Here is a 19,588-nt window from a genome sequence, read left to right as displayed (position 1 = left end):
ATGAACCCCGACCAATACTGCCAGGAGAAGTGCGCCAAGAGCGGCTCCTCCTTCTATTACAGCTTCCTCTTCCTGCCGCCCGAACGCCGCCAGGCGATCATGGCGCTGTACGCCTTCTGCCGCGAGGTCGACGACGTCGTCGACGAATGCTCCGACCTTTCGCTCGCCTCGACCAAGCTGGTCTGGTGGCGGATGGAGGTGCAGCGCATCGCCGAGAAACAGGCCACCCACCCGGTCGGCCTGGCGCTGCAGGCGGTCGCCCCCGGCATCAACCTGCCGAGCGAGCAGTTGCTGGAAATCATCGACGGCATGGAGATGGACCTGCAGCAGTCGCGCTATCTCGACTTCAAGGGACTGTCGCTCTACTGCTACCGCGTCGCCAGCGTCGTCGGCCTGCTCGCCGCCGAAATCTTCGGCTATCAGGACCGGCAGACACAGAAATACGCGCACGACCTGGGCATGGCCTTCCAGCTCACCAACATCATCCGCGACGTCGGCGAGGACGCGCGGCGCGGCCGCATCTACCTGCCGATGGACGAACTCAAGCAGTTCAACGTGCCCGCCGCCGACATCCTCAACGCCCGCTATTCGGACAATTTCACGGCGCTGATGCAGTTCCAGTACGAGCGCGCGCAGCGCTACTACGAACAGGCATTCGCCCTGCTGCCGGCGGTCGACCGCAAGAACCAGCGCCCCGGCCTGATCATGGCGGCGATCTATCGCACCCTGCTCGAGGAAATCCGCGGCGAGAACTTCCAAGTGCTGCACCAGCGCATCTCGCTGCCGGCGACGCGCAAGCTGTGGCTGGCGGCGAAGACCTGGATCAAGGGCTGAACGGATGAAGGTCGCCGTCGTCGGCGCCGGCTGGGCCGGGCTCGCCGCCGCCGTCGACCTGACCCGGCGCGGCGCTGCCGTCACCCTCTACGAAGCCGGCCGAGTTGCCGGCGGTCGCGGGCGTTCGGTCAACATCGACGGGCGCACGCTCGACAACGGCCAGCACTTGCTGCTCGGCGCCTACCGCGAAACACTGGGGCTGATGCGCAACGTCGGCGCCGACCCGGACGCGCTGTTCGACCGTCGCCCGTTGCAGGTTGTCGACCGCGACGGCTTCCGCCTGGCGCTGCCGCGCTGGCCGGCACCGTTCAACGTCGCCTGGGGGCTGCTCACGGCGGCCACGGTCGACCCGCCGGAAAAGCTGAAGACCGCGCTCTGGATGCAGCGCGTCAAATGGCGCGGCTTTCGCCTGACGCGCGACGAGAGCGTCGCCGACTGGCTCGACGCCGCCGGCCAGACCGGCGTCCTGCGTAAAAAGCTGTGGGAGCCGCTCTGCCTGGCGGCGCTCAACACCCCGGCCGAACGCGCGTCGGCGCAATTGTTTGCGAACGTCCTGCGCGACAGCCTGGGCAGCCCGCGCCGCGCCGACACCGACCTGCTGCTGCCGCGCGTGCCCTTCGGCGAACTGCTGCCGGAACCGGCCTGCCACTGGCTCACGGCAAACGGCGCGACGCTGCGTTTCGGCCACCGGGTGCGCAGCATCAACGATGCCTGCGTCGACGGCGAGGCCTACGATGCGGTCATCGTCGCCGTCGCCCCGCAGCACATCGGCGCGCTGTTGCCGGAAATCGACGCTCGCTTCGATTACGAGCCGATTGCCACGGTCTACCTGCAATTTGCGGCAAATACCCGACTAGCCTTCCCGCTCCTGCACCTCGGCGGCAACACCGGCGCCTGGGCGGTCGACCGCGGTAACGGCCTGTTCGGCTGTGCGATCAGTGGCCACGGCGATTGGGAAAGCTTGTCCGACGAAGCCCTGGCAGCGGAAATCGAAACCGCGCTCGGCCTCGGCCCGGCCGGCTGGCACCAGGTGATCCGGGAAAAACGGGCGACCTTCTGCAGTCGACCGCAACTGACGCGACCGAGCCACATCACCGCCGACCCACGCCTCGTCCTGGCTGGCGATTACACCTGGGCCGACTACCCGGCAACGCTCGAAGGTGCCGTCAGGAGCGGCCGGCGCGCCGCCGCGACCGTCCTTCAGTCGGCCAGCCGCCCCGCCTGAATCCGCAGCACGCGACCGCAGCGGGCGGCGATGGCTTCATCGTGGGTGACCAGCACCAGCGTCGTTCCCTGTTTGGCATTTAGGTCGAACATCAGCTCGATGACCTGTTGGCCGGTCGCCGCATCGAGGTTGCCGGTCGGCTCGTCGGCCAGCACCAGCCGCGGTGCCGGCGAGAAGGCGCGGGCCAGGGCGACGCGTTGCTGCTCGCCGCCGGAAAGATGCTTCGGGTAATGCTTCAGGCGATGGCCGAGGCCGACGCGCTCCAGCCAGTCGCGCGCCAGCGCCGCCGCATCCTTGCGGCCGGCCAGTTCGAGCGGCAGCATGACGTTTTCCAGCGCGGTCAGCGCCGGTAACAGCTGGAAGGACTGGAAGACGAAACCGAGCAACCGGCCCCGGGCGAGCGCGCGCGCATCTTCGTCGAGTGCGGCAAGCGAGACACCATCGAGGCGGATTTCGCCGGCCGTGGGAACGTCGAGCCCGGCGAGCAGTCCGAGCAGCGTGGATTTTCCCGAACCGGAAGCGCCGACGATGGCCACGGTCTCACCCGGCATGACCGAAAAGGAAATATCCTGCAGAATCGTCAAGGGCTCGCCGCCGTTATCGACGGTCTTGCCCAGACCCACCACTTCAACTACCGGTTTTTCCGTCATGCGTGCTTTCCTGTTCCTGTTATCGCTGCTTGTCTTCGCGCCGCCGGCCCTGGCCGCCAAAACCATCCTGGTCATGGGCGACTCGCTATCCGCCGGCTACGGCATCCGTCCGCAGCAGGCCTGGCCGTCGCTGCTGCAGGAGCGCCTGCGCGAATTGCGCCTCGATTATAGCGTCGCCAACCTGTCGATCTCCGGCGAAACCAGCGCCGGCGGCCGCGCCCGCTTTGCTGCCGCGCTCAAGGAGCACCAACCGGCGGTGGTCATCCTGGCGCTGGGCGCCAACGACGGCCTACGCGGCCTGCCCCTGAAACAGATGGAAAACAACCTGGAGACGATGATCGCCGCCGCCAGGAAGTCCGGTGCCCGCGTGCTGCTCGCCGGCATGCGCCTGCCGCCGAATTACGGGCCGTACGCCGACCAGTTCTTCCAGCGCTTCGGCGACATCGCCAAGGCGGGAAAAGCCGCCTACCTGCCCTTCCTGCTCGAACCGGTGGCGACCCGCCCGGAACTGTTCCAGGCCGACCGCCTGCATCCGACCGCCGACGCCCAGCCGCTGCTGCTGGAGCACGTCTGGCCGGCGCTGCGACCACTGCTCAGGTAGGCCGGCGGGCGACGATGGCCTGACGCACGCAGGGTTTCGGCTCGCCGGCATAGCCCTCGAACCAGGCGATTTCTTCCAGCCCGGCCGCCGCCGCGACGGCGCGCAGTTCGCCCGGGCGAAGCAGGAAATCGGGGTTCGACGGCTTGCCCCAGGCTTCGTTGCCGAGCATGAAGGTTTCGTAGATGAGCACGCCGCCGCCCGCCAGTTGACCGAGCAGTTCCGGCAGCCGTGGTCGCCACAGGTAGTTGGTGACGACGATGCCGGCGAATGTTTCACCCGCCAGCGGCCAGACTTCGCCTTCGAGATCGAGGCAGCGGGTTTCGATGCCGGCGACGTCGTTCAACGCCGCCAGCGCCGACGCATCGCGATCGACCGCCAGCACCTGCCGGCCCTGCCCTGCCAGAAACCGGGCATGACGCCCGCTACCGCAGGCCAGGTCGAGGATTCGACCGGCTGCTGGCAGGCACGAACTGTAACGTTCAATCCAGCCGGATGGGCGTATGATTTGAGCCATTTCATTCACGGAGCGCGTCATGTCGGGAACGGTTGTCGTCAGGGAAAACGGACAGGGAAGATACCAGCAGGAAGTCATCGCCGGCCAGCACCGCCTGATTGCCGACGAACCGGCCAGCATGGGCGGCAGCGATGCCGGACCGGCGCCCTTCGATTTCGTCATGGCCGGGCTAGGCGCCTGCACCTCGATGACCCTGCGCATGTACGCCGAACGCAAGGAACTGGCGCTGCGGCGGGTTAACGTCGAACTGTCGCACCACAAGGTCGACGGCGCGCTGCGCGACTGCATCGAGCGCCGCATCACGCTGGAAGGCGACCTGACGCCGGAACAACGGCAGCGTCTGCTTGAAATCGCCAACAAATGCCCGGTTCACCGGGCCTTGTCGCAGTCTTTCCAGCTCGATTGCAAACTTGTCGATTAGGTGAAACCCGAGGGCAATACCCGCATTTTTTGCATGGTATTGCCCACTCGAGTATGAGAAAATATTGCACTGCACAATCCGCGTAAAAACAATAGCCTGAAAAGAGAGCCAGCATGTTGGAACAGCACTATCTGACCGCACTTTTCGAACCGAAGTCAGTTGCCGTAATCGGCGCCTCGGACCGCGAAAACTCCGTCGGTAACGTCATCTTCAAGAACATCCTCGGCTCGGGCTACAAGGGCCGCCTGTACGCGATCAATCCGAAACACGAGACGATCCAGGGCCAGCCGGCCTACAAGTCGATCGAGGAAATCGGCGCCCGCGTCGAGATGGCGGTCATCGCCACCCGCCCGCAGACGGTGCCGCAGATCATCGAACAGTGCGGCCGCAGCGGCGTGCGCAACGTCATCGTCATCGCCTCGGGTTTCTCCGAAGCCGGCCACATCGGCGCCGCGCTCGAACGCAAGGTAATGGAAATCGCCCGTTCCTACAACGTGCGCGTGCTCGGCCCCAACTGCCTCGGTATCATCCGCCCCGAACTCGGCCTCAACGCCACCTTCACCCGCGCTTCCGCCGCGCCCGGCAACCTGGCCCTGGTCTCGCAGTCCGGCGCCATGTGTTCGGCCGTGCTCGACTGGGCGCAGGCCAACCAGGTCGGTTTCTCGTCGGTCATCTCGCTGGGCATGACCGCAGACGTCGATTTCGGTGAAATCCTCGATTACCTGATCTACGACAGCCGCACCCATTACATCCTGATGTACGTCGAAGGCATCCGCCACGCCCGCCGCTTCATGAGCGCGTTGCGTTCGGCGGCGCGGATCAAGCCGATCATCCTGCTCAAGGCCGGCCGTCACGAAGCCGGTTCGCACGCCGCCCGCCTGCATTCGGGCATGGCCGCCGTTTCCGATACCGTCTTCGACGCCGCCGTGCGCCGTGCCGGCGTCGTCCGCGTCAAGAACGTCGGCCAGCTGTTCTACGCGGCCAAGGCACTCGCCTCCAAGTTCCGCCCGCAAGGCGACCGCCTGGCGATCATCACCAACGGCGGCGGCCCGGGCGCCATGGCGGCCGACCGCGCCGGCGACCTCGGCATTCCGCTGGCCGAACTGGCCGCGGAAACCATCGGCAACCTGAACAAGGTGCTGCCGGCCAGCTGGTCGCACAGCAACCCGATCGACATCGGCGGCGACGCCACCCCCGAACGCTACCGCGACGCCCTGCTGTCGATCTCGCAGGACCCGAACGTCGACAGCACCCTGGTCATGCTCTCGCCGCAGGCGATGACCGATCCGATGGGCGTGGCCCAGGCGATCATCTCGATCTCCGACAAGCTCAACCGCCGCATCATCTGTTGCTGGATGGGCGAAGCCCAGGTGGCCGAATCGCGCAAGCTGCTCGAGGATTCCGGCATTCCGGCATTCCGCATGCCGGAAACGGCGATCGAGCTGTTCCACCACATTTCCAAGTACTACCGTAACCAGAAGCTGCTGCTGCAGACGCCGGAACCGACGCGTCAGCACGGGCGCCCGGAAGCCGAAGGCGCCAAGATGCTGATCGAGGCCCTGCTCGCCGAACGGCGCAAGGTACTCTCGGAAATGGAATCGAAGGCCATCCTGCGCGCGTTCAAGGTGCCGGTTGCCCAGACCATGGTTGCCCGCACCGCCACCGAGGCCCTGCTGCTGGCCGAACAAATCGGTTTCCCGGTGGCCATGAAGGTCGATTCGCCCGACCTGCCGCACAAGTCCGACGCCGGCGGCGTCCGCCTCAACATCCAGAATGCGCCGGCGGTACGCAACGCCTATCACGACATCATCGACACGGTACAGAAGCGCAACCCGACCGCCAAGATCAACGGCGTCTCGATCGAGCCCTTCCTGTCCCGCCCGCATGGCCGCGAAATCATGATCGGCGTGCTGCGTGACCCGATCTTCGGGCCGGTGATCACCTTCGGCGCCGGTGGTTTCGACAATGAAATCTTCTCCGACCGCTCGGTCGCGCTGCCGCCGCTGAACAAGTTCCTGGCCAAGGACCTGATCGACTCGACGCGCACCTCCAAGGTGCTCGACCAGTTCCACAACATGCCGCCGGTTGACCGCGAAGCGCTCAAGGAAGTCCTGCTGTGCATCTCGGAAATGGTCTGCGAACTGCCGTGGATCATCGAGATGGACCTCAACCCGCTGATCGTCGACGAGCACGGTGCCATCGCTGCCGACGCCCGCATCGTCATCGACCATGCGGCCAACAGCAGCGGCGACCGCTACGCGCACATGGCGATCTATCCTTACCCGGTGCACCTGATCCAGGACTGGACGATGAACGACGGCAAGGTCGTCACCATCCGCCCGATCCGCCCCGAAGATGCCGACATGGAACAGGAATTCGTCAAGAACATGTCTGACGAATCGCGCTACTACCGCTTCATGGACACCCTGCGCGAACTGACCCAGACCATGCTGGTCCGCTTCACGCAGATCGACTACGACCGCGAAATGGCGCTGGTTGCGACGCTGCCCAACGCCGAAACCGGCAAGGAACACCAGATCGGCGTTGCCCGCTACGTGCTCAATCCGGACGGCGAATCGGTCGAGTTCGCACTGGCCGTCGGCGACGACTGGCAGAAGTGCGGTGTCGGCCGCAAGCTGATGACGGCGCTGATCGACTGCGCCCGCAGCAAGGGCTACCGCGCCGTGGTCGGCGACGTGCTGTCGACCAACAGCAAGATGTTCCGCCTGATGACCAGCCTCGGCTTCACCATCCACCCGCACCCCGACGACACCGCCGTCAAGCGCGTGGTCAAGCCGCTGACCGGCTGATGCAGGTTTCGGAACAAGCCGCGAACCGGCTAACACCGGTTTTGCGGACGCAAAAAAGCCGAGGCATCGACCTCGGCTTTTTCATGTCCGGCGGGGTTTATTCGCCGAAGAAATTCACGTCGTAGGGATAAGGCTTCTGCGCGACCTTCGACTCGGCATTGCGCGCGGTCGACTCGGTTTCCTGCTTCTTGTCCCACCACAGCGCACGACCGGCCTTCTGATCTTCGACCCACTGCGGATTCTTTTCCAGCATTTCGTTCATCCAGCGCGTGTGATCAGACACATAGCCGGTATCGACAACACCCATTGTTCTACCCTCGGATGGAATTGGCACGGGCGCGATTCTAGCACGTTGGCGCGCCCCGGTTCGCCGGCGCGTCTTGCAACAATTACGCAAGAATTTGATCCTGATCACTTGCACAACATCAGAATCTTCTTATAATCGCGCCCTTGTAAGCCTGCGATGGCGGGAAGTTCTGACTTGGGGAGGTCGGACTCTCGCGAAAATCAGAAACTTGGAGACCACATGAAGCCTCATGTGTCCTTGATCGCGGGTATCTTGCTGTCGCTTTGCGCAAGCCGCCGACATCCCCGTATCGCCAGCCCAGGCCGCAGCCGCCAAGACACCATCCGGATCGACCACCGACCACAGCCAGCTCGAAGCCCTCAAAGGCCCGTTCAAGACCGGCCCGGAAGTCAACAAGGCCTGCCTCAGTTGCCATAACCTGGCCTCTCATCAGGTCATGAAGAGCATTCACTGGACCTGGGAAGCCACCAGCAAGACCACCGGCAAGACGCTCGGCAAGAAATGGGCGGCCAACAATTTCTGTGGCTCACCGCTTTCCAACGAAGTACGGTGCACCAGTTGCCATGCCGGCTACGGCTGGACCGACAAGAATTACGACTTCACGCAACAGGAAAATGTCGACTGCCTGGCCTGCCACGACACCACCGGCGGCTATCGCAAATTCAGCACCGATGCCGGCCATCCGCTGTACGAGGACCGTGAATTCGAGCCGATGGAAGGACCGCCGGGCAAGAAACAGTTCAAGGCACCCGATCTGACCAAGATCGCGCAACATGTCGGCAAGCCCGGTCGCAGCAACTGCGGCAACTGCCATTTCAATGGCGGCGGCGGTGATGCAGTCAAGCATGGCGACCTCGACACCTCGTTGAAGAATCCGTCGCGCGAACTCGACGTGCATATGGCCAAGGACGGTGCCAACATGGTCTGTTCCGACTGCCACACCTTCAACGCGCACCAGCCATCGGGCAGCCGTTACGCGGTCAACCCCAAGGACCAGCACGGCTTCGACCTGCCCAAGGACGACCACAACCGTGCTACCTGCGAATCCTGTCACAGCCAGGCGCCGCACAAGCAGGCCAAGATCAACAACCACGCCAACAAGGTCGCCTGCCAGACCTGCCACATCCCGGAATTCGCCCGGGGCGGCGTCGCCACCAAGATGCTCTGGGACTGGTCTACCGCTGGCAAGATGGGAACTGACGGCAAGCCGCTGTTCATCAAGGACGACCACGGCCACCTGAAGTACTCGGCTGCCAAGGGCGACTTCGAATACGGCGAGAATGTCCGGCCCGAGTACAAGTGGTACAACGGCACCGTCGAACAGGTCTCGATCGTCGACAAGCTGGACAAGTACATCGGCGCCGACGGCGTCCTCGAACTGAACCGCATCCAGGGTTCGGCCAGCGACGAAAACGCCCGTATCTGGCCGTTCAAGGTCATGCGCGGCAAGCAGGCCTACGACCCTGTCAACAACACGCTGGTGGTCAACCACGTGTACGGTGACGACGATACGGCGTTCTGGAAAAACTACGACTACGCCAAGGCGATCCAGTCGGGCATGGAAACCGCCGGGCTGCCCTACAGCGGCAAGTTCGATTTCATCGAGACGCGGATGAACTGGTTCACCACTCACATGGTCGCGCCCAAGGAAAAAGCCGTGCCCTGCGCCGAATGCCACACACGTAGTGACGAAGGTCGGCTCGCCAAGATCACCGACATCTACCTGCCCGGTCGCGACCGCAATCCCTGGGTCGACCTGCTCGGCGGTCTGGCCATCGTCGGTGCCATCGGCGGCGGCCTGATCCACGGCCTGGTCCGCATCATCACCCGTCGTCGCAAGGAGAATGAACAATGAGCGTCGAACGCATCTACATCTACAAGCGCTACGAGCGCTTCTGGCACTGGTCCCAGGCCCTGCTGATCATCGGCATGATGATCACCGGGTTCGAGGTTCATGGCAGCTACAGCCTGCTCGGTTTCCAGCAAGCCGTCCAGCTCCACACCCTGGCCGCCTGGACGCTGCTGACCCTGTGGGCATTCACCATCTTCTGGCAATTCACCACCGGCGAATGGCGTCAGTACCTGCCGTCGCTGAAGAACGTGCTGGCGATGGTCAATTACTACCTGATCGGTATTTTCAAGGATGCCCCGCATCCTTTCCGCAAGACCGTGGTGCAGAAGCATAACCCGCTGCAGCGCCTGGCCTACCTCGCCCTACTCGCCTTCATCTCGCCGCTGATCTGGGTTTCCGGCCTGCTTTACCTGTTCTACGGTAACTGGCAAGAACTGGGCATCGCCCAGTACCTGAACCTGGAATGGGTCGCCGTCGCCCATACGCTGGGCGCCTTCATGATCACCGCCTTCTTCTTTATCCACGTCTACCTGACCACCACCGGCCACACCGTCTTCGCCCACATCAAGGCGATGATCACTGGTTGGGAAGAGGTCGACGAGCACCACAAGAAGCACTAGGCCAGACGATTTACCTTGCGTGTTTCGGGCGGGGAGTTCCCCGCCCTTTTTTTATTTGAGCGCTGCCTGCAGGGCCGGCGCATCGCAAACGAATGCAGCCTCCCCAATCTTGCCGGCGTTAACCGGCAACAGGGTCACGCAATCCTTCTTGCGCGGCAGCATGGCCAGGTCGGCTTCCTCACGGCCGAGAACGATCGGGTAAGGCTTCTCGCGCAATTTCGGCAAGGCGAACATGCGCGTGATCAGGCCGGGCATCTTGTGGATGTCGGCCAGATAGACGCGCTTGCTCTGCGCCAGCCAGTCCTTCGGCTGGGCATCGAGCCAGGCAGTGACCAGACCGGCGCCGCCATTGTCGGCAGCGAAAATGACTTGGCGCAGATCGGCCGGAATCACTGCCGGCTTGTCGTGCTGGTCGTTGAGCTTGAGCGCCGGCAGGGTATCGCCGGTGCGCAGAACGTTGGTCTGCGCCTGCGCCGTCAGCGCGCAGACGGCCAGAACGAAGGGAAGCAGGGATAGCTTTTTCATCGATGATCCTCATCAAGTCGGAAAAAAACGGAAACCCCGCCATCGTGCAGACGATGACGGGGGAAGATGTTCAGTTGCAAGAGCCGTCGATCAACTGCGGATCAGGTGATCGAAAGCACTCAGCGAAGCCGTTGCACCGGCGCCCATGGCGATGATGATCTGCTTGTACGGCACCGTCGTGCAGTCGCCGGCGGCAAAGACGCCGGGCACCGAGGTGTGGCCCTTGGCGTCGATGACGATCTCGCCGAACTTCGACAGTTCGAGCGTGCCCTTCAGCCAGTCGGTGTTCGGCAACAGTCCGATCTGGACGAAGATGCCTTCGAGTTCGACATGGCGCTCCTCGCCGGAAACGCGATCCTTGTAGACCAGCCCGTTGACCTTCTGGCCGTCGCCGGTGACTTCAGTGGTCTGCGCCGACTTGATCACGGTAACGTTGGGCAGGCTGAACAGCTTCTTCTGCAGCACCGCGTCGGCGCGCAGCGTGTCGGCGAATTCGAGCAGGGTCACGTGGCCGACGATGCCGGCCAGGTCGATCGCCGCCTCAACGCCGGAGTTGCCGCCGCCGATCACCGCCACGCGCTTGCCCTTGAACAGCGGACCGTCGCAGTGCGGGCAGAAGCACACGCCCTTGGCCTTGTATTCCTTCTCGCCGGGCACGTTCATCTCGCGCCAGCGGGCGCCGGTCGCCAGGATCACCGATTTCGACTTGAGCGAAGCGCCGTTTTCCAGTTGGATTTCGACCAGACCGCCTTCTTCGGCAGCCGGGATCAGCTTGGCGGCACGCTGCAGGTTCATCACGTCGACCTCGTAGGCCTTGACGTGCTGTTCCAGCGCGGCGACCAGCTTCGGCCCTTCGGTCTCCTTGACCGAAATGAAGTTCTCGATGCCCAGCGTGTCCATCACCTGACCGCCGAAACGCTCGGCCAGCACGCCGGTACGGATGCCTTTACGGGCGGCGTAGATGGCAGCCGAAGCACCAGCCGGCCCGCCACCGACGACGAGCACGTCGAACGCGGCTTTGGCCGCGAGTTCTTCAGCGGCACGGGCAGCGGCGCCGGTGTCGACCTTGGCCAGGATTTCCTCGATCAGCATGCGCCCGGCGCCGAATTCCTCGCCGTTCAGGTAGGTCGTCGGCACGGCCATGATCTGGCGGGCCTCGACTTCGCCCTGGAACAGCGCACCGTCGATCATCGTGCTGCTGATGTTCGGGTTGAGCGCGGCCATCAGGTTGATCGCCTGGACGACGTCCGGGCAGTTGTGGCAGGACAGGGAAATATAGGTTTCAAAATCGAACCGGTCGTTCAGGCTCTTGATCTGATCAATGACCGCCTGCTCGACCTTGGGCGGATAGCCGCTGACCTGCAGCAGCGCCAGCACCAGCGAGGTGAATTCGTGGCCCATCGGCAGGCCGGCAAAGCGGATGCGCGGCGTCTGTCCCGGCACGGTGACGCCGAACGAGGGAATGCGGGCGTGCGCTTCTTCGCGCAGGCTGACCTGCGGCGAGCAATCGAGGATGTCGTTGAGCAGCGCGCGCATTTCCTGCGACTTGTCGTCCTCGCCCAGCGCGGCGACCAGTTCGATCGGGCCTTGCAGGCGCTGCAGGTAAGCCTTGAGTTGTTCCTTGATGGTGCTGTCGAGCATGGTGTTCTCCCTGAATCAGTTGGTCTGTCAAATCGGTCAGGAGCCATATTAGGGAGGCTGCTCCTATTTATCCAATTGATTGAAACAATCCACTGGATATTTACTGGCTATTTCAGGCTGGGTAGCACCACGGGCCAAAGCAGGAAAATGCTGTCCGGAACCGGGAACTGTTGGAACGGAAACTGCTTCGAACCTCATATCACAGCACGGGAGTTGATCATGAACCCCAGACTGACCGAGGAAACGCTGTTCTGGCTACGTTTGGCCGCGTTCGCGCATCTGTCCGAGCAGATACTGTGCACCGGTGCCAGCGTCGATGACGCCGAGGAATTGTTGTTCGGCTGGCGTCTGCCGGGCGATCTGCCGGCACCGTATGCCTGCCTGACCGGTGGCCTTGCCTACCAGACCGAACAACCGTGAATGCCTTAGCTGGCCTTGTCCGGCACGAACTTCAGCACATTGCCGTTGATGCAATAGCGCTTGCCGGTGGGCGGCGGGCCGTCGTCGAAAACATGGCCGAGGTGGATGCCGGAACTGGCGCTGCGGACTTCGACCCGGCGCATGCCATGGCTGTCGTCTTCGTGCAGCGTGATCGCGCCCGGCAGCGGATTGAAGAAACTGGGCCAGCCGCTGCCGCTCTCGTACTTCGCATCACTACGGAACAGCGGCGCACCAGAAAGGGGATCGACGAAGGTGCCGGGGCGCTTTTCGTCGAGATGCGAACCGGTGCCGGGATACTCGGTGCCCTGCTCGAAGGCGATCTTCTGTTGCGCCGGGGTCAGCAGGTGAAAGCCCAGCCATTGCCAGAAACGCCCGGTATCGCCGCTGTAGCCGGTGTAACGCGAAACCTCGCTGCCCTGTTCGAAGAGCACGATGGTCGGCGTGGCGAACAAGGCCTTGGCCAGCGTCCAGCCGGCCGGCGCCTGCGGACTCAGGCTGCGGGCGATGGCCACAGGCGATTGCCAGTGGTCGAGGACGTCGGCCTTGAATTTCTGGCAATAGATGCAGTCGGCGCTTTCAAAGACGATCAACTGGCGCTGCAGGTTGAGCGTGGCGGGATCGAGCGGCGGCACCGTGCTGCCGGCTGACTGCGCCGCCGAAGACGCACCTGGATACTTGACCCCGGTACCGCCCAGCCCGCAATAACCGTCCGGATTCTTGACCAGGTAGTCCTGGTGGTATTCCTCGGCGGTGAAGTATTTTTCCAGTGGCGCGATCTCGGTGGTGATGCGGCCGAGCCCTGCCGCCGTCAGCGCCGTCTGGTAGGTGTCGCGGGTTTTCAGGGCGACGGCTTGCTGGCTGGCGTCGTGCGTATAGACGGCGCTGCGGTAGTTGCTGCCGACATCGTTGCCCTGGCGGTCGCCCTGCGTCGGATTGTGACTTTCCCAGAACTGGATCAGCACCGTTTCCAGATCGACCTTGGCCGGATCGAAAGTCACCTTGACCACTTCGGCATGGTTGCGCAGGCTGGTTTTGCCCCACTGACGCATGCGTTCGTGTGCCAGCACCGCGTCGTAGGTACCCGCGATGTCGCCGTTGGCGTAGCCGCTTTCAACATCGAGCACGCCGGGAATGGCGGCCATTCGTTTTTCGGCGCCCCAGAAACAGCCCATACCGAGGACGATGCTGTCGGTGACCGCGGGCATGGCCGGCCGGCTGGCCTTGGCGGCTGCTTCACCGTCGCCACAGCCGTTGATCAATACACTGCTGGATATCGCCAAGATCAATCCTTGTAATCTCTTGAGGGGTGACATTGCTTGCCTTTCGCCGGCGCGGGATCGCGGTTGAAACACCGCCGCTCGCCGCAACCGCTACCCGGTGGTTGACTGGCGCGATGCGCGGTGGTTCCCCTTTAGTCGGCGACGGGCGCAAGTTCTTACACCAATGCTGTCCGGACCGCGCGGGCAGCGGCCAGCGCTTCATAACCGCCATCGACGCTGAACACACGGGTATGGCGAAAATCGACGAACATCTGCGCGTAAGCCTTGCTGGCATTACCGTGATAGCAATAGATCACCACCGGCACGTCCTTGGGCAGACGGCGCGACCAGGGCAACAGGCGATCTTCGGAAAGATGCGCGGCGCCGTCGAGATGGGCGCGTTGATAGCTGGGCAGATCGCGGACGTCAAAAACGGCAACGGCCGTTTCGTCGCGGATCAGCGCAAGGGCGTCGGCAGCGGACAGGCAGCGAAAGCCGGCGGTTTCAGGCGAGGACATGGCAGGCGGGACGATGATTGGTAACGCCCGGACCAACGCAAGAGCGGTGCCAGCGCGGCAAAGGCCGCCGGTGCGTGGGGCGGGCGCGCGGTGTCGCGCCCGGCCGGCGGTTTTGTAGGATTTGCGACGATTCTGCGAGCGCCCCAAGCCGCTGACGACTTCGGGCTCAGTGGGCTGGCGGCTTGAGCAGGAAGGAGAAGCTCGCTGCGTGCTGCACGATGTCGGCATCCTCGGTCGTCGCCGGCACTTCGTGGGTTGCGTAGATGACGTTGAGCCCCTGGTTCGCCACCTTGATCCGGACAATCCCCTTGGCGTCGGTAGGCGCCGTGCGCTGCTCGGGATCGTTGACGAAATCCGGTGCCAGCTTCAGGCCAGCCAGCGGCTTGCCGTCGAGCAGCACGCGCAGCGTCATCGTCTCGCCTTTCCGGGTCGGCAGGCGCGGATTCACCGGCAGTATCTGCAGGGCTTGCCCGGCCAGCGGCTGGATCGCCTGCGCGAGATCGCGCACCTGATGGATGGCGTGCTTGTAGTAGCGACCGCTCTTGCGCACATCCGGCGTCTGGCTCTTCGGCGTGTTCTTCCATTTGCCGTCGGCGCGCTGACTGAAATAACCGTTGTCCAGCGTCGCCCCGAGCAGCGCCGGGTCGCCGTCGGCATCGACGAGCAGCAGGTGGTCGGTCTTGAGCAGGTTCACCGCGATGGCCTGGCCGTTCTCGTCCACCGCCTGCACGCCGCCGACCCGGTCGAACTTGGGTACGATCGGCCCCTCTTCGGCACCGTCGCCGTACACCAGCGCCAGTTCGCCGGCGCGTTGGGCAAACCAGATGCCGTGGGCGTGTGCGGATGGCGTCAGAGAGAGCGCAGCGATCAGGATGGCAGCAATATTCAGGATGGTTTTCATGGTTTCTCCCGGATCAGAAATAGGAACGCCAGCCACCGGGGTGACGACGTTTGTAGATAGCAAAGCTGCGGCACGGCAGATAGATGACGAGCATGACCAGTACTGCCATCAGCCAGATCTGAGCGACGTTGTCGAAGGCATAGCGCCCGTCCTGGCCGGCGCCGAAGAGGTGACGGCAAAGCAGGTAGAGCCCGTGCAGCAGGTAAAGGTGAAGAACGTAGAAGAACATCGGCACCCCCCCGAAATCAGACCAGAAACGCGAGCGCGGCCAGCGTTCCAGGGCGGCGAGCAGCAACAGTCCGCTACCGACGGTGAGCAGCACGAACAGTAGCGAGGGCGGATACTTGGTCAGGTTGAGCCAGCTCATCGTCTGGCCGAGCAGGCCTTCGGCGGCTTGCCGCGGGTGGTCGCCGTAGACATTGAGCCAGCGCAGCGACAGGAACAGCAGCAAAGCACCGCCGCCGGAGGCGATCAGCCAGCGCGCGCGCCAGGCCGACGCCACCGTACGCGCATAGAGCGGCCCGGCGGCATAGCCGAGCAGAATCACCCCGAACCACGGCAGCACCGGGTAGGAGGTCCGTGCCGGCACGCCGAGGAAATCGATCACTGCTCGATCATGAAGGATCGCCCAGAGCACCTGCCCGGCCTCGCCCGGCGCGACATGAACGGCATCGAGCAGGTGATGGCCGGCGACGATGACGATGCCGACGACGAACTGCCAGCCGCGCGGCAGCCAGAGCAGCGCCGCCAGCGCCAGCATGCTCAGGCCGATGGCCCAGATCACCTGCAGGTAGAGCATTTTCGGCGGGAAGGCAAAAGTCCACGCAAAGTTGATCAGCGTCAGCTCGAGAACGATCAGGAACAGGCCGCGCTTGACCAGGTAGCGGCTGATCGCCGGCCGCGGGTCGGCGAACTTCTGGCCGTAGCACCAGGCGCCGATCCCGGTCAGAAAAACGAAGATCGGCGCGCACCAGTGGCTGGCCAAGCGGGTGAAGAACAGCGCCGGATCAACACTGGCCAGGTCCATCGGATCGCCGACCTGCCGGTGCAGGTAGAAGAACTCGCGGACGTGATCGACGAGCATCAGGGCCATCACGATACCGCGCAGGGTATCGATGGCGTCGATGCGCTGTGCAGGCAGGCGGGCCAAGATCAGAACCGCATCTGCATGCCGAGCGTGAGCGTGCGCGGCGTACCCGGCGTCACCCAGTACACGTCGTAGGCGCTGGCGTAATAGGTCTTGTCGAACAGGTTTTCGACGTCAAGCGAGAAGCGCTGTTTCTGGCTCGGTTTCCAGTAGGCCATCAGGCGTGCCGTCGTGTAGGCCGGCAGTTCGAAGGTCGCGAGCGCATTGCCGGCGCGTTTGCCGACGTAGGTGGCGCCGCCGCCAAATCCGTAACGACCGTCGTTGAAACCGTCCTCGTACATCGCCAGGATGCTGCCGCTGTGCTTGGGCACGTTGAGCAGGCGAGCGCCGACCAGCGCCGCGTTATTGTCCCTGGTGATCTCGGCGTCGGTGTAGGCGTAGTTGGCGGTGACCCGGACTTTCGTGGTCAGCTGGCCGGAAACGTCGATCTCCAGGCCGCGACTGCGCGCCTCGCCCGCCGCCAGCGAGAAGCCGGCGTTGACCGGATCGTTGGTCAGGACGTTCTTCTTGTCGATGTCGAAGACGGAAAGCGTGCCGCCGTAGCGTTTGTCGGCCGATTCGTACTTGATGCCGATTTCCGTGGCCTGCCCCTCTTCCGGTGCAAAGGCCGCACCGGCGAAGCTGCTGCCGGTATTCGGGCGGAACGACTCGCTGGCCAGCGCATAAACCGAAACAGTCGGGCTGAGCAGCCAGGTCAGGCCGACGCGCGGCGTCGTCTTGCCTTCCGACTGCTTGCTGCGCAGGCCGGTGCGACGATTGTCGATGGTCTGGTGGAAACGGTCGTGACGGACGCCGAGCAGCAGACGCCAGTCTTCGGCGAGGTGAATCTGGTCCTGCAGGAAGACGCCGGTGGCGCGCTGCTTTTCCAGGGTGTCGGTATTGGCCGTCGGCGTCGGCAACGGCTGGCCGTAGACCGGATCGTCGATATTGATCGCGTAGTTGGCGGGGCGCACGCGCATCATCACCGAGTCGAGCGTGAAGCGGTAGCTGTCGAGGCCGGTCAGCAGTTCGTGCTTGATGCTGCCGGTGGTGAACTTGCCGTGGACTTCGCCCTGGAAGGAAACGTCCTCGGAATCGTAGTTACGATAGCGGCGCTCGCGATTGACGTTGCGCGACCCGGCCGGCACGAAGAGCAGCGGATTGCTCGGCCGCACTTCGGTCGAATAGCCGGCCAGGTCGGTCGTCCGGTAGGCCAGCCCGGCCTTGGCCTTCCAGTCGCTGGAGAACTCGTGTTCCAGCGTCAGCTGGTGGGTCTTGTTGTCGATGGTGATGTCGCCGTCGCCCGGCTCGCCGAGGAAGGTTTCGCGCGAGATGCTGCCGGTGCGGCCGCCGACCGCGACCACGCCGCGATCCAGCGGCGCCTTGTGGCGCAGCAGTTCGAGGTCGTAATTGACCAGCGTGTTCGGCGACAGTACCCAGGTGAAGGACGGCGCCACCAGGTAGCGCTCGCTGTCGATGTGGTCGCGGAAGCTGCCCTTGTCCTCGACCGCGACGTTCAGACGGTAGGCCAGGTTGTCGGCAAGCGGGCCGGTCGAATCGAAGGAAGTGCGATAGCTGTCGTAGCTGCCGGCATAGACTTCCAGCGAATTGCCAGCCTTGAACTGCGGCTTCTTGGTCACGACGTTGAGGATGCCGCCCGGCTCGCTGGCGCCGTAGAGCGCCGCCGACGGTCCCTTGAGCACTTCGATGCGCTCGACGTTGGCCATGTCGCGCGGGGCGTTGTAGCCGCGGTTGCCGGCAAAACCGTTGCGCAGGAAATTCGGCCCGGTGTTCTCGTTGCCGGCAAAGCCGCGGATCGCGAAGTTGTCCCAGAGACCGCCGAAGCTGTTCTGGCGGGTGACGCCGCTGACGTAGTCGTAGGCTTCCTCGAGACGGACGGCGCCGATGTCGTCGATCAACTGCCGGGGAATCACCCGCACCGACTGCGGCAGTTCACGCAGCGGCGTTTCCGAGCGGGCCACGCCGCTTTCTTCGAGATAGTAAGCCTGGCCTTCGCTACGACCGACGACGCTGATTTCCGAGAGCTGACGCTCGGCTTCCTGGGCCCAGCCGGCAGGGCCGAAACCGATCAGCAACAGCGCCGCGACAGCAGGCTTGAAAACGAATTGAACTTGCATGGCGATCCCTGAACGCAAAAAAATGCAATGTTATAACATCGCAAATGCGATTGCATAGCGTTCACAAGATGCAGCAGTTCAATCCCAGGCCAGCGCCCCGCCCGTCTGATACTCGGTGACCCGCGTCTCGAAGAAGTTCTTTTCCTTGCGCAAGTTGGCCTGCTCGTCCAGCCAGGGCAGGACGTTCCCGGCACCGGGGAAAGGTTCCTCTACGCCGACCTGGCGGGCACGGCGGTTGGCGATGAAACGGAACTGCTGGACATGCAGCTCGGCGTTGTAGCCGAGGATGGGATCGCGCAGGATGTGGCCGGCGTAGGCGGTTTCGGCCGCCTCGGCCTCGGCCCACAGTTCGCGCAATGCTTCCGGATCGAGCGTCAGGTTTTCTTCCTTGAGCAGTTCGCGCACGACGCGGATGCCGAAGGCGCAGTGCAGGACTTCGTCGCGCATGATGTACTGCAGCTGCTCGGCGGCGCCCTTCATCAGGCCGCGCCGTTGCAGCGCGAAGATCGGCGTGAAGCCGTTGTAGAACCAGCAGCCTTCGAAGATCACCGCGAAGAAGAAGTAGGACAGCGCGAATTCGTGCAGGTTGGCGCGGTCGGTGAGGTCGAAGTCGGCGCGCATGACGCGCTCCAGCCGGCGGTTGGCGAGCGCGATCTTGCCGTGGATTTCGGGCACGACGCGGTAGCGGTTGTAGATTTCCTGCTGATCCAGCCCGATGCTCTCGATGCAGTGCTGGTAGGTCCAGGTGTGCAGCGCTTCTTCATAGACCTGGCGAGCCTGGTAGATCTGCAGTTCGGGCGCGCTCATCTTCTCCATCACCGCCAGGCCGATGTTGCGCATGGCCAGGATGTCGGAGGTGGTCAGATACGCCAGTACGTTCTCGAAGACGTGGCGCTCGGCCGGGCTGAGCTTGTGGTGGTAGTCGTGCACGTCCTGGGCCATGCTGATTTCCAACGGCGTCCAGTGGTTGCGGTTGGCCTTGAGGAAGAACTCCCAGGCCCAGGGATACTTGAACGGCGCCAACTGGTTGATGTCGGCCTTGCCGTTGACGATGCGCTTGTCGGCGGCGTTGATCGGCGCCAGCGATTGCGTAACGGCTGTCGACGGGGCTGGCGCGGAAGTCGGCGCGACGGGAGCAGCGGCAGCCGGCGCTGGGCTTTCCCAGTCATCGAAACGGTAGGCGGCATTCATGGCAATCTCCCTGA

At 63.8% G+C, this 19,588-nt stretch carries 19 protein-coding genes; 8 read left to right on the top strand and 11 right to left on the bottom strand.

The genetic code is table 11. From position 1 onward, the window contains the following. Positions 1-834 carry a presqualene diphosphate synthase HpnD gene (gene hpnD / locus Q0799_RS01025; RefSeq protein ID WP_298393262.1) on the top strand — a complete coding sequence of 278 codons (834 nt, stop codon included), beginning with the start codon at positions 1-3 and terminating at the stop codon, positions 832-834. A 4-nt stretch (positions 835-838) separates the two neighbouring features. Further along, positions 839-2,059: a hydroxysqualene dehydroxylase HpnE gene (gene hpnE / locus Q0799_RS01020; RefSeq protein WP_298393260.1), complete on the top strand. Its 1,221-nt coding sequence runs from the start codon at positions 839-841 to the stop codon at positions 2,057-2,059. Here the strand turns inward: hpnE and Q0799_RS01015 are convergent. Next, positions 2,035-2,709, bottom strand: a complete 675-nt coding sequence (locus Q0799_RS01015) for an ABC transporter ATP-binding protein (RefSeq protein ID WP_298393258.1) — start codon at positions 2,707-2,709, stop codon at positions 2,035-2,037. The genes hpnE and Q0799_RS01015 overlap by 25 nt on opposite strands. Between Q0799_RS01015 and Q0799_RS01010 the strand changes: the two genes are divergently transcribed. Next, positions 2,708-3,310 (top strand): arylesterase, encoded by a 603-nt coding sequence (locus Q0799_RS01010; protein ID WP_298393256.1) that lies wholly within the window; start codon positions 2,708-2,710, stop codon positions 3,308-3,310. The genes Q0799_RS01015 and Q0799_RS01010 overlap by 2 nt on opposite strands. Here Q0799_RS01010 and Q0799_RS01005 read toward each other — a convergent pair. After that, positions 3,303-3,824, bottom strand: a complete 522-nt coding sequence (locus tag Q0799_RS01005; RefSeq protein ID WP_298393255.1) for a methyltransferase domain-containing protein — start codon at positions 3,822-3,824, stop codon at positions 3,303-3,305. The two genes, Q0799_RS01010 and Q0799_RS01005, sit on opposite strands and share 8 nt — an antisense overlap. Before the next feature lie 19 nt (positions 3,825-3,843). Here Q0799_RS01005 and Q0799_RS01000 point away from each other — a divergent pair, with 19 nt between their 5' ends. Both Q0799_RS01000 and Q0799_RS00995 read left to right on the top strand, forming a co-directional pair. Then, positions 3,844-4,245, top strand: a complete 402-nt coding sequence (locus Q0799_RS01000; protein WP_298393253.1) for an OsmC family protein — start codon at positions 3,844-3,846, stop codon at positions 4,243-4,245. 113 nt (positions 4,246-4,358) lie between these two features. Next, complete coding sequence (locus Q0799_RS00995) at positions 4,359-7,055, top strand: bifunctional acetate--CoA ligase family protein/GNAT family N-acetyltransferase (protein ID WP_298393252.1); 2,697 nt, start codon at positions 4,359-4,361, stop codon at positions 7,053-7,055. 97 nt (positions 7,056-7,152) lie between these two features. Here the strand turns inward: Q0799_RS00995 and Q0799_RS00990 are convergent, their stop codons facing one another. Continuing rightward, positions 7,153-7,362 (bottom strand): DUF3460 family protein, encoded by a 210-nt coding sequence (locus Q0799_RS00990; RefSeq protein ID WP_028995421.1) that lies wholly within the window; start codon positions 7,360-7,362, stop codon positions 7,153-7,155. Between the two features lie 280 nt (positions 7,363-7,642). On the opposite strand from Q0799_RS00990, the gene Q0799_RS00985 reads away from it, so the two are divergent. After that, the gene (locus Q0799_RS00985) at positions 7,643-9,217 is read left to right on the top strand and encodes a tetrathionate reductase family octaheme c-type cytochrome (protein ID WP_298393557.1); all 1,575 of its coding nucleotides are present in this window, start codon (positions 7,643-7,645) and stop codon (positions 9,215-9,217) included. Then, positions 9,214-9,834 carry a cytochrome b/b6 domain-containing protein gene (locus Q0799_RS00980; RefSeq protein ID WP_298393249.1) on the top strand — a complete coding sequence of 207 codons (621 nt, stop codon included), beginning with the start codon at positions 9,214-9,216 and terminating at the stop codon, positions 9,832-9,834. Before Q0799_RS00985 ends, Q0799_RS00980 begins: the two co-directional genes overlap by 4 nt. A gap of 51 nt (positions 9,835-9,885) precedes the next feature. Here Q0799_RS00980 and Q0799_RS00975 read toward each other — a convergent pair whose 3' ends face one another. Together Q0799_RS00975 and ahpF are read right to left on the bottom strand one after the other, a co-directional pair. Then, positions 9,886-10,359 carry a hypothetical protein gene (locus tag Q0799_RS00975; RefSeq protein WP_298393247.1) on the bottom strand — a complete coding sequence of 158 codons (474 nt, stop codon included), beginning with the start codon at positions 10,357-10,359 and terminating at the stop codon, positions 9,886-9,888. Between the two features lie 90 nt (positions 10,360-10,449). Beyond that, on the bottom strand, positions 10,450-12,000 hold the full coding sequence (ahpF, locus tag Q0799_RS00970) for an alkyl hydroperoxide reductase subunit F (RefSeq protein ID WP_298393245.1): 1,551 nt from the start codon (positions 11,998-12,000) through the stop codon (positions 10,450-10,452). A gap of 219 nt (positions 12,001-12,219) precedes the next feature. Between ahpF and Q0799_RS00965 the strand changes: the two genes are divergently transcribed. After that, complete coding sequence (locus Q0799_RS00965; protein ID WP_298393243.1) at positions 12,220-12,420, top strand: hypothetical protein; 201 nt, start codon at positions 12,220-12,222, stop codon at positions 12,418-12,420. Between the two features lie 5 nt (positions 12,421-12,425). Here Q0799_RS00965 and msrA read toward each other — a convergent pair whose 3' ends face one another. From msrA to Q0799_RS00935, 6 genes are all read right to left on the bottom strand, one after another. Then, on the bottom strand, positions 12,426-13,721 hold the full coding sequence (gene msrA, locus Q0799_RS00960; protein WP_298393241.1) for a peptide-methionine (S)-S-oxide reductase MsrA: 1,296 nt from the start codon (positions 13,719-13,721) through the stop codon (positions 12,426-12,428). Between the two features lie 155 nt (positions 13,722-13,876). Continuing rightward, entirely contained in the window at positions 13,877-14,218 is a 342-nt protein-coding gene (locus tag Q0799_RS00955) for a thiosulfate sulfurtransferase GlpE (RefSeq protein WP_298393239.1), read from the bottom strand. A 166-nt stretch (positions 14,219-14,384) separates the two neighbouring features. Beyond that, positions 14,385-15,119, bottom strand: a complete 735-nt coding sequence (locus Q0799_RS00950; protein ID WP_298393237.1) for a DUF4198 domain-containing protein — start codon at positions 15,117-15,119, stop codon at positions 14,385-14,387. A gap of 13 nt (positions 15,120-15,132) precedes the next feature. Then, positions 15,133-16,269 carry a heparan-alpha-glucosaminide N-acetyltransferase domain-containing protein gene (locus Q0799_RS00945; RefSeq protein WP_298393235.1) on the bottom strand — a complete coding sequence of 379 codons (1,137 nt, stop codon included), beginning with the start codon at positions 16,267-16,269 and terminating at the stop codon, positions 15,133-15,135. A 2-nt stretch (positions 16,270-16,271) separates the two neighbouring features. Beyond that, positions 16,272-18,383, bottom strand: coding sequence for a TonB-dependent siderophore receptor (locus Q0799_RS00940; protein ID WP_298393233.1), 2,112 nt, complete (start codon positions 18,381-18,383; stop codon positions 16,272-16,274). A gap of 78 nt (positions 18,384-18,461) precedes the next feature. After that, positions 18,462-19,574, bottom strand: a complete 1,113-nt coding sequence (locus Q0799_RS00935) for a ribonucleotide-diphosphate reductase subunit beta (protein WP_298393231.1) — start codon at positions 19,572-19,574, stop codon at positions 18,462-18,464. Between the last annotated feature and the right edge of the window lie 14 nt (positions 19,575-19,588).

The sequence above is a fragment of the uncultured Azonexus sp. genome (assembly GCF_937982035.1).
GTDB lineage: Bacteria > Pseudomonadota > Gammaproteobacteria > Burkholderiales > Rhodocyclaceae > Azonexus.
Note: the sequence above shows the minus strand (reverse complement) of the source record. Positions and strands in the feature narration are given on the sequence as shown.

What these genes read in the sequence shown, in the direction of transcription:
- Q0799_RS00995 (WP_298393252.1), top strand. Translation starts at nt 4,359, where the DNA reads ATGTTGGAACAGCACTATCTGACCGCACTTTTCGAACCGAAGTCAGTT.
- Q0799_RS01015 (WP_298393258.1), bottom strand. Translation starts at nt 2,709, where the DNA reads ATGACGGAAAAACCGGTAGTTGAAGTGGTGGGTCTGGGCAAGACCGTC.
- Q0799_RS00980 (WP_298393249.1), top strand. Translation starts at nt 9,214, where the DNA reads ATGAGCGTCGAACGCATCTACATCTACAAGCGCTACGAGCGCTTCTGG.
- Q0799_RS00935 (WP_298393231.1), bottom strand. Translation starts at nt 19,574, where the DNA reads ATGAATGCCGCCTACCGTTTCGATGACTGGGAAAGCCCAGCGCCGGCT.
- Q0799_RS00950 (WP_298393237.1), bottom strand. Translation starts at nt 15,119, where the DNA reads ATGAAAACCATCCTGAATATTGCTGCCATCCTGATCGCTGCGCTCTCT.
- hpnD (WP_298393262.1), top strand. Translation starts at nt 1, where the DNA reads ATGAACCCCGACCAATACTGCCAGGAGAAGTGCGCCAAGAGCGGCTCC.
- ahpF (WP_298393245.1), bottom strand. Translation starts at nt 12,000, where the DNA reads ATGCTCGACAGCACCATCAAGGAACAACTCAAGGCTTACCTGCAGCGC.
- Q0799_RS00965 (WP_298393243.1), top strand. Translation starts at nt 12,220, where the DNA reads ATGAACCCCAGACTGACCGAGGAAACGCTGTTCTGGCTACGTTTGGCC.
- Q0799_RS01005 (WP_298393255.1), bottom strand. Translation starts at nt 3,824, where the DNA reads ATGGCTCAAATCATACGCCCATCCGGCTGGATTGAACGTTACAGTTCG.
- hpnE (WP_298393260.1), top strand. Translation starts at nt 839, where the DNA reads ATGAAGGTCGCCGTCGTCGGCGCCGGCTGGGCCGGGCTCGCCGCCGCC.
- Q0799_RS00975 (WP_298393247.1), bottom strand. Translation starts at nt 10,359, where the DNA reads ATGAAAAAGCTATCCCTGCTTCCCTTCGTTCTGGCCGTCTGCGCGCTG.
- Q0799_RS00990 (WP_028995421.1), bottom strand. Translation starts at nt 7,362, where the DNA reads ATGGGTGTTGTCGATACCGGCTATGTGTCTGATCACACGCGCTGGATG.
- Q0799_RS01010 (WP_298393256.1), top strand. Translation starts at nt 2,708, where the DNA reads ATGCGTGCTTTCCTGTTCCTGTTATCGCTGCTTGTCTTCGCGCCGCCG.
- Q0799_RS00940 (WP_298393233.1), bottom strand. Translation starts at nt 18,383, where the DNA reads ATGCAAGTTCAATTCGTTTTCAAGCCTGCTGTCGCGGCGCTGTTGCTG.
- Q0799_RS00955 (WP_298393239.1), bottom strand. Translation starts at nt 14,218, where the DNA reads ATGTCCTCGCCTGAAACCGCCGGCTTTCGCTGCCTGTCCGCTGCCGAC.
- Q0799_RS01000 (WP_298393253.1), top strand. Translation starts at nt 3,844, where the DNA reads ATGTCGGGAACGGTTGTCGTCAGGGAAAACGGACAGGGAAGATACCAG.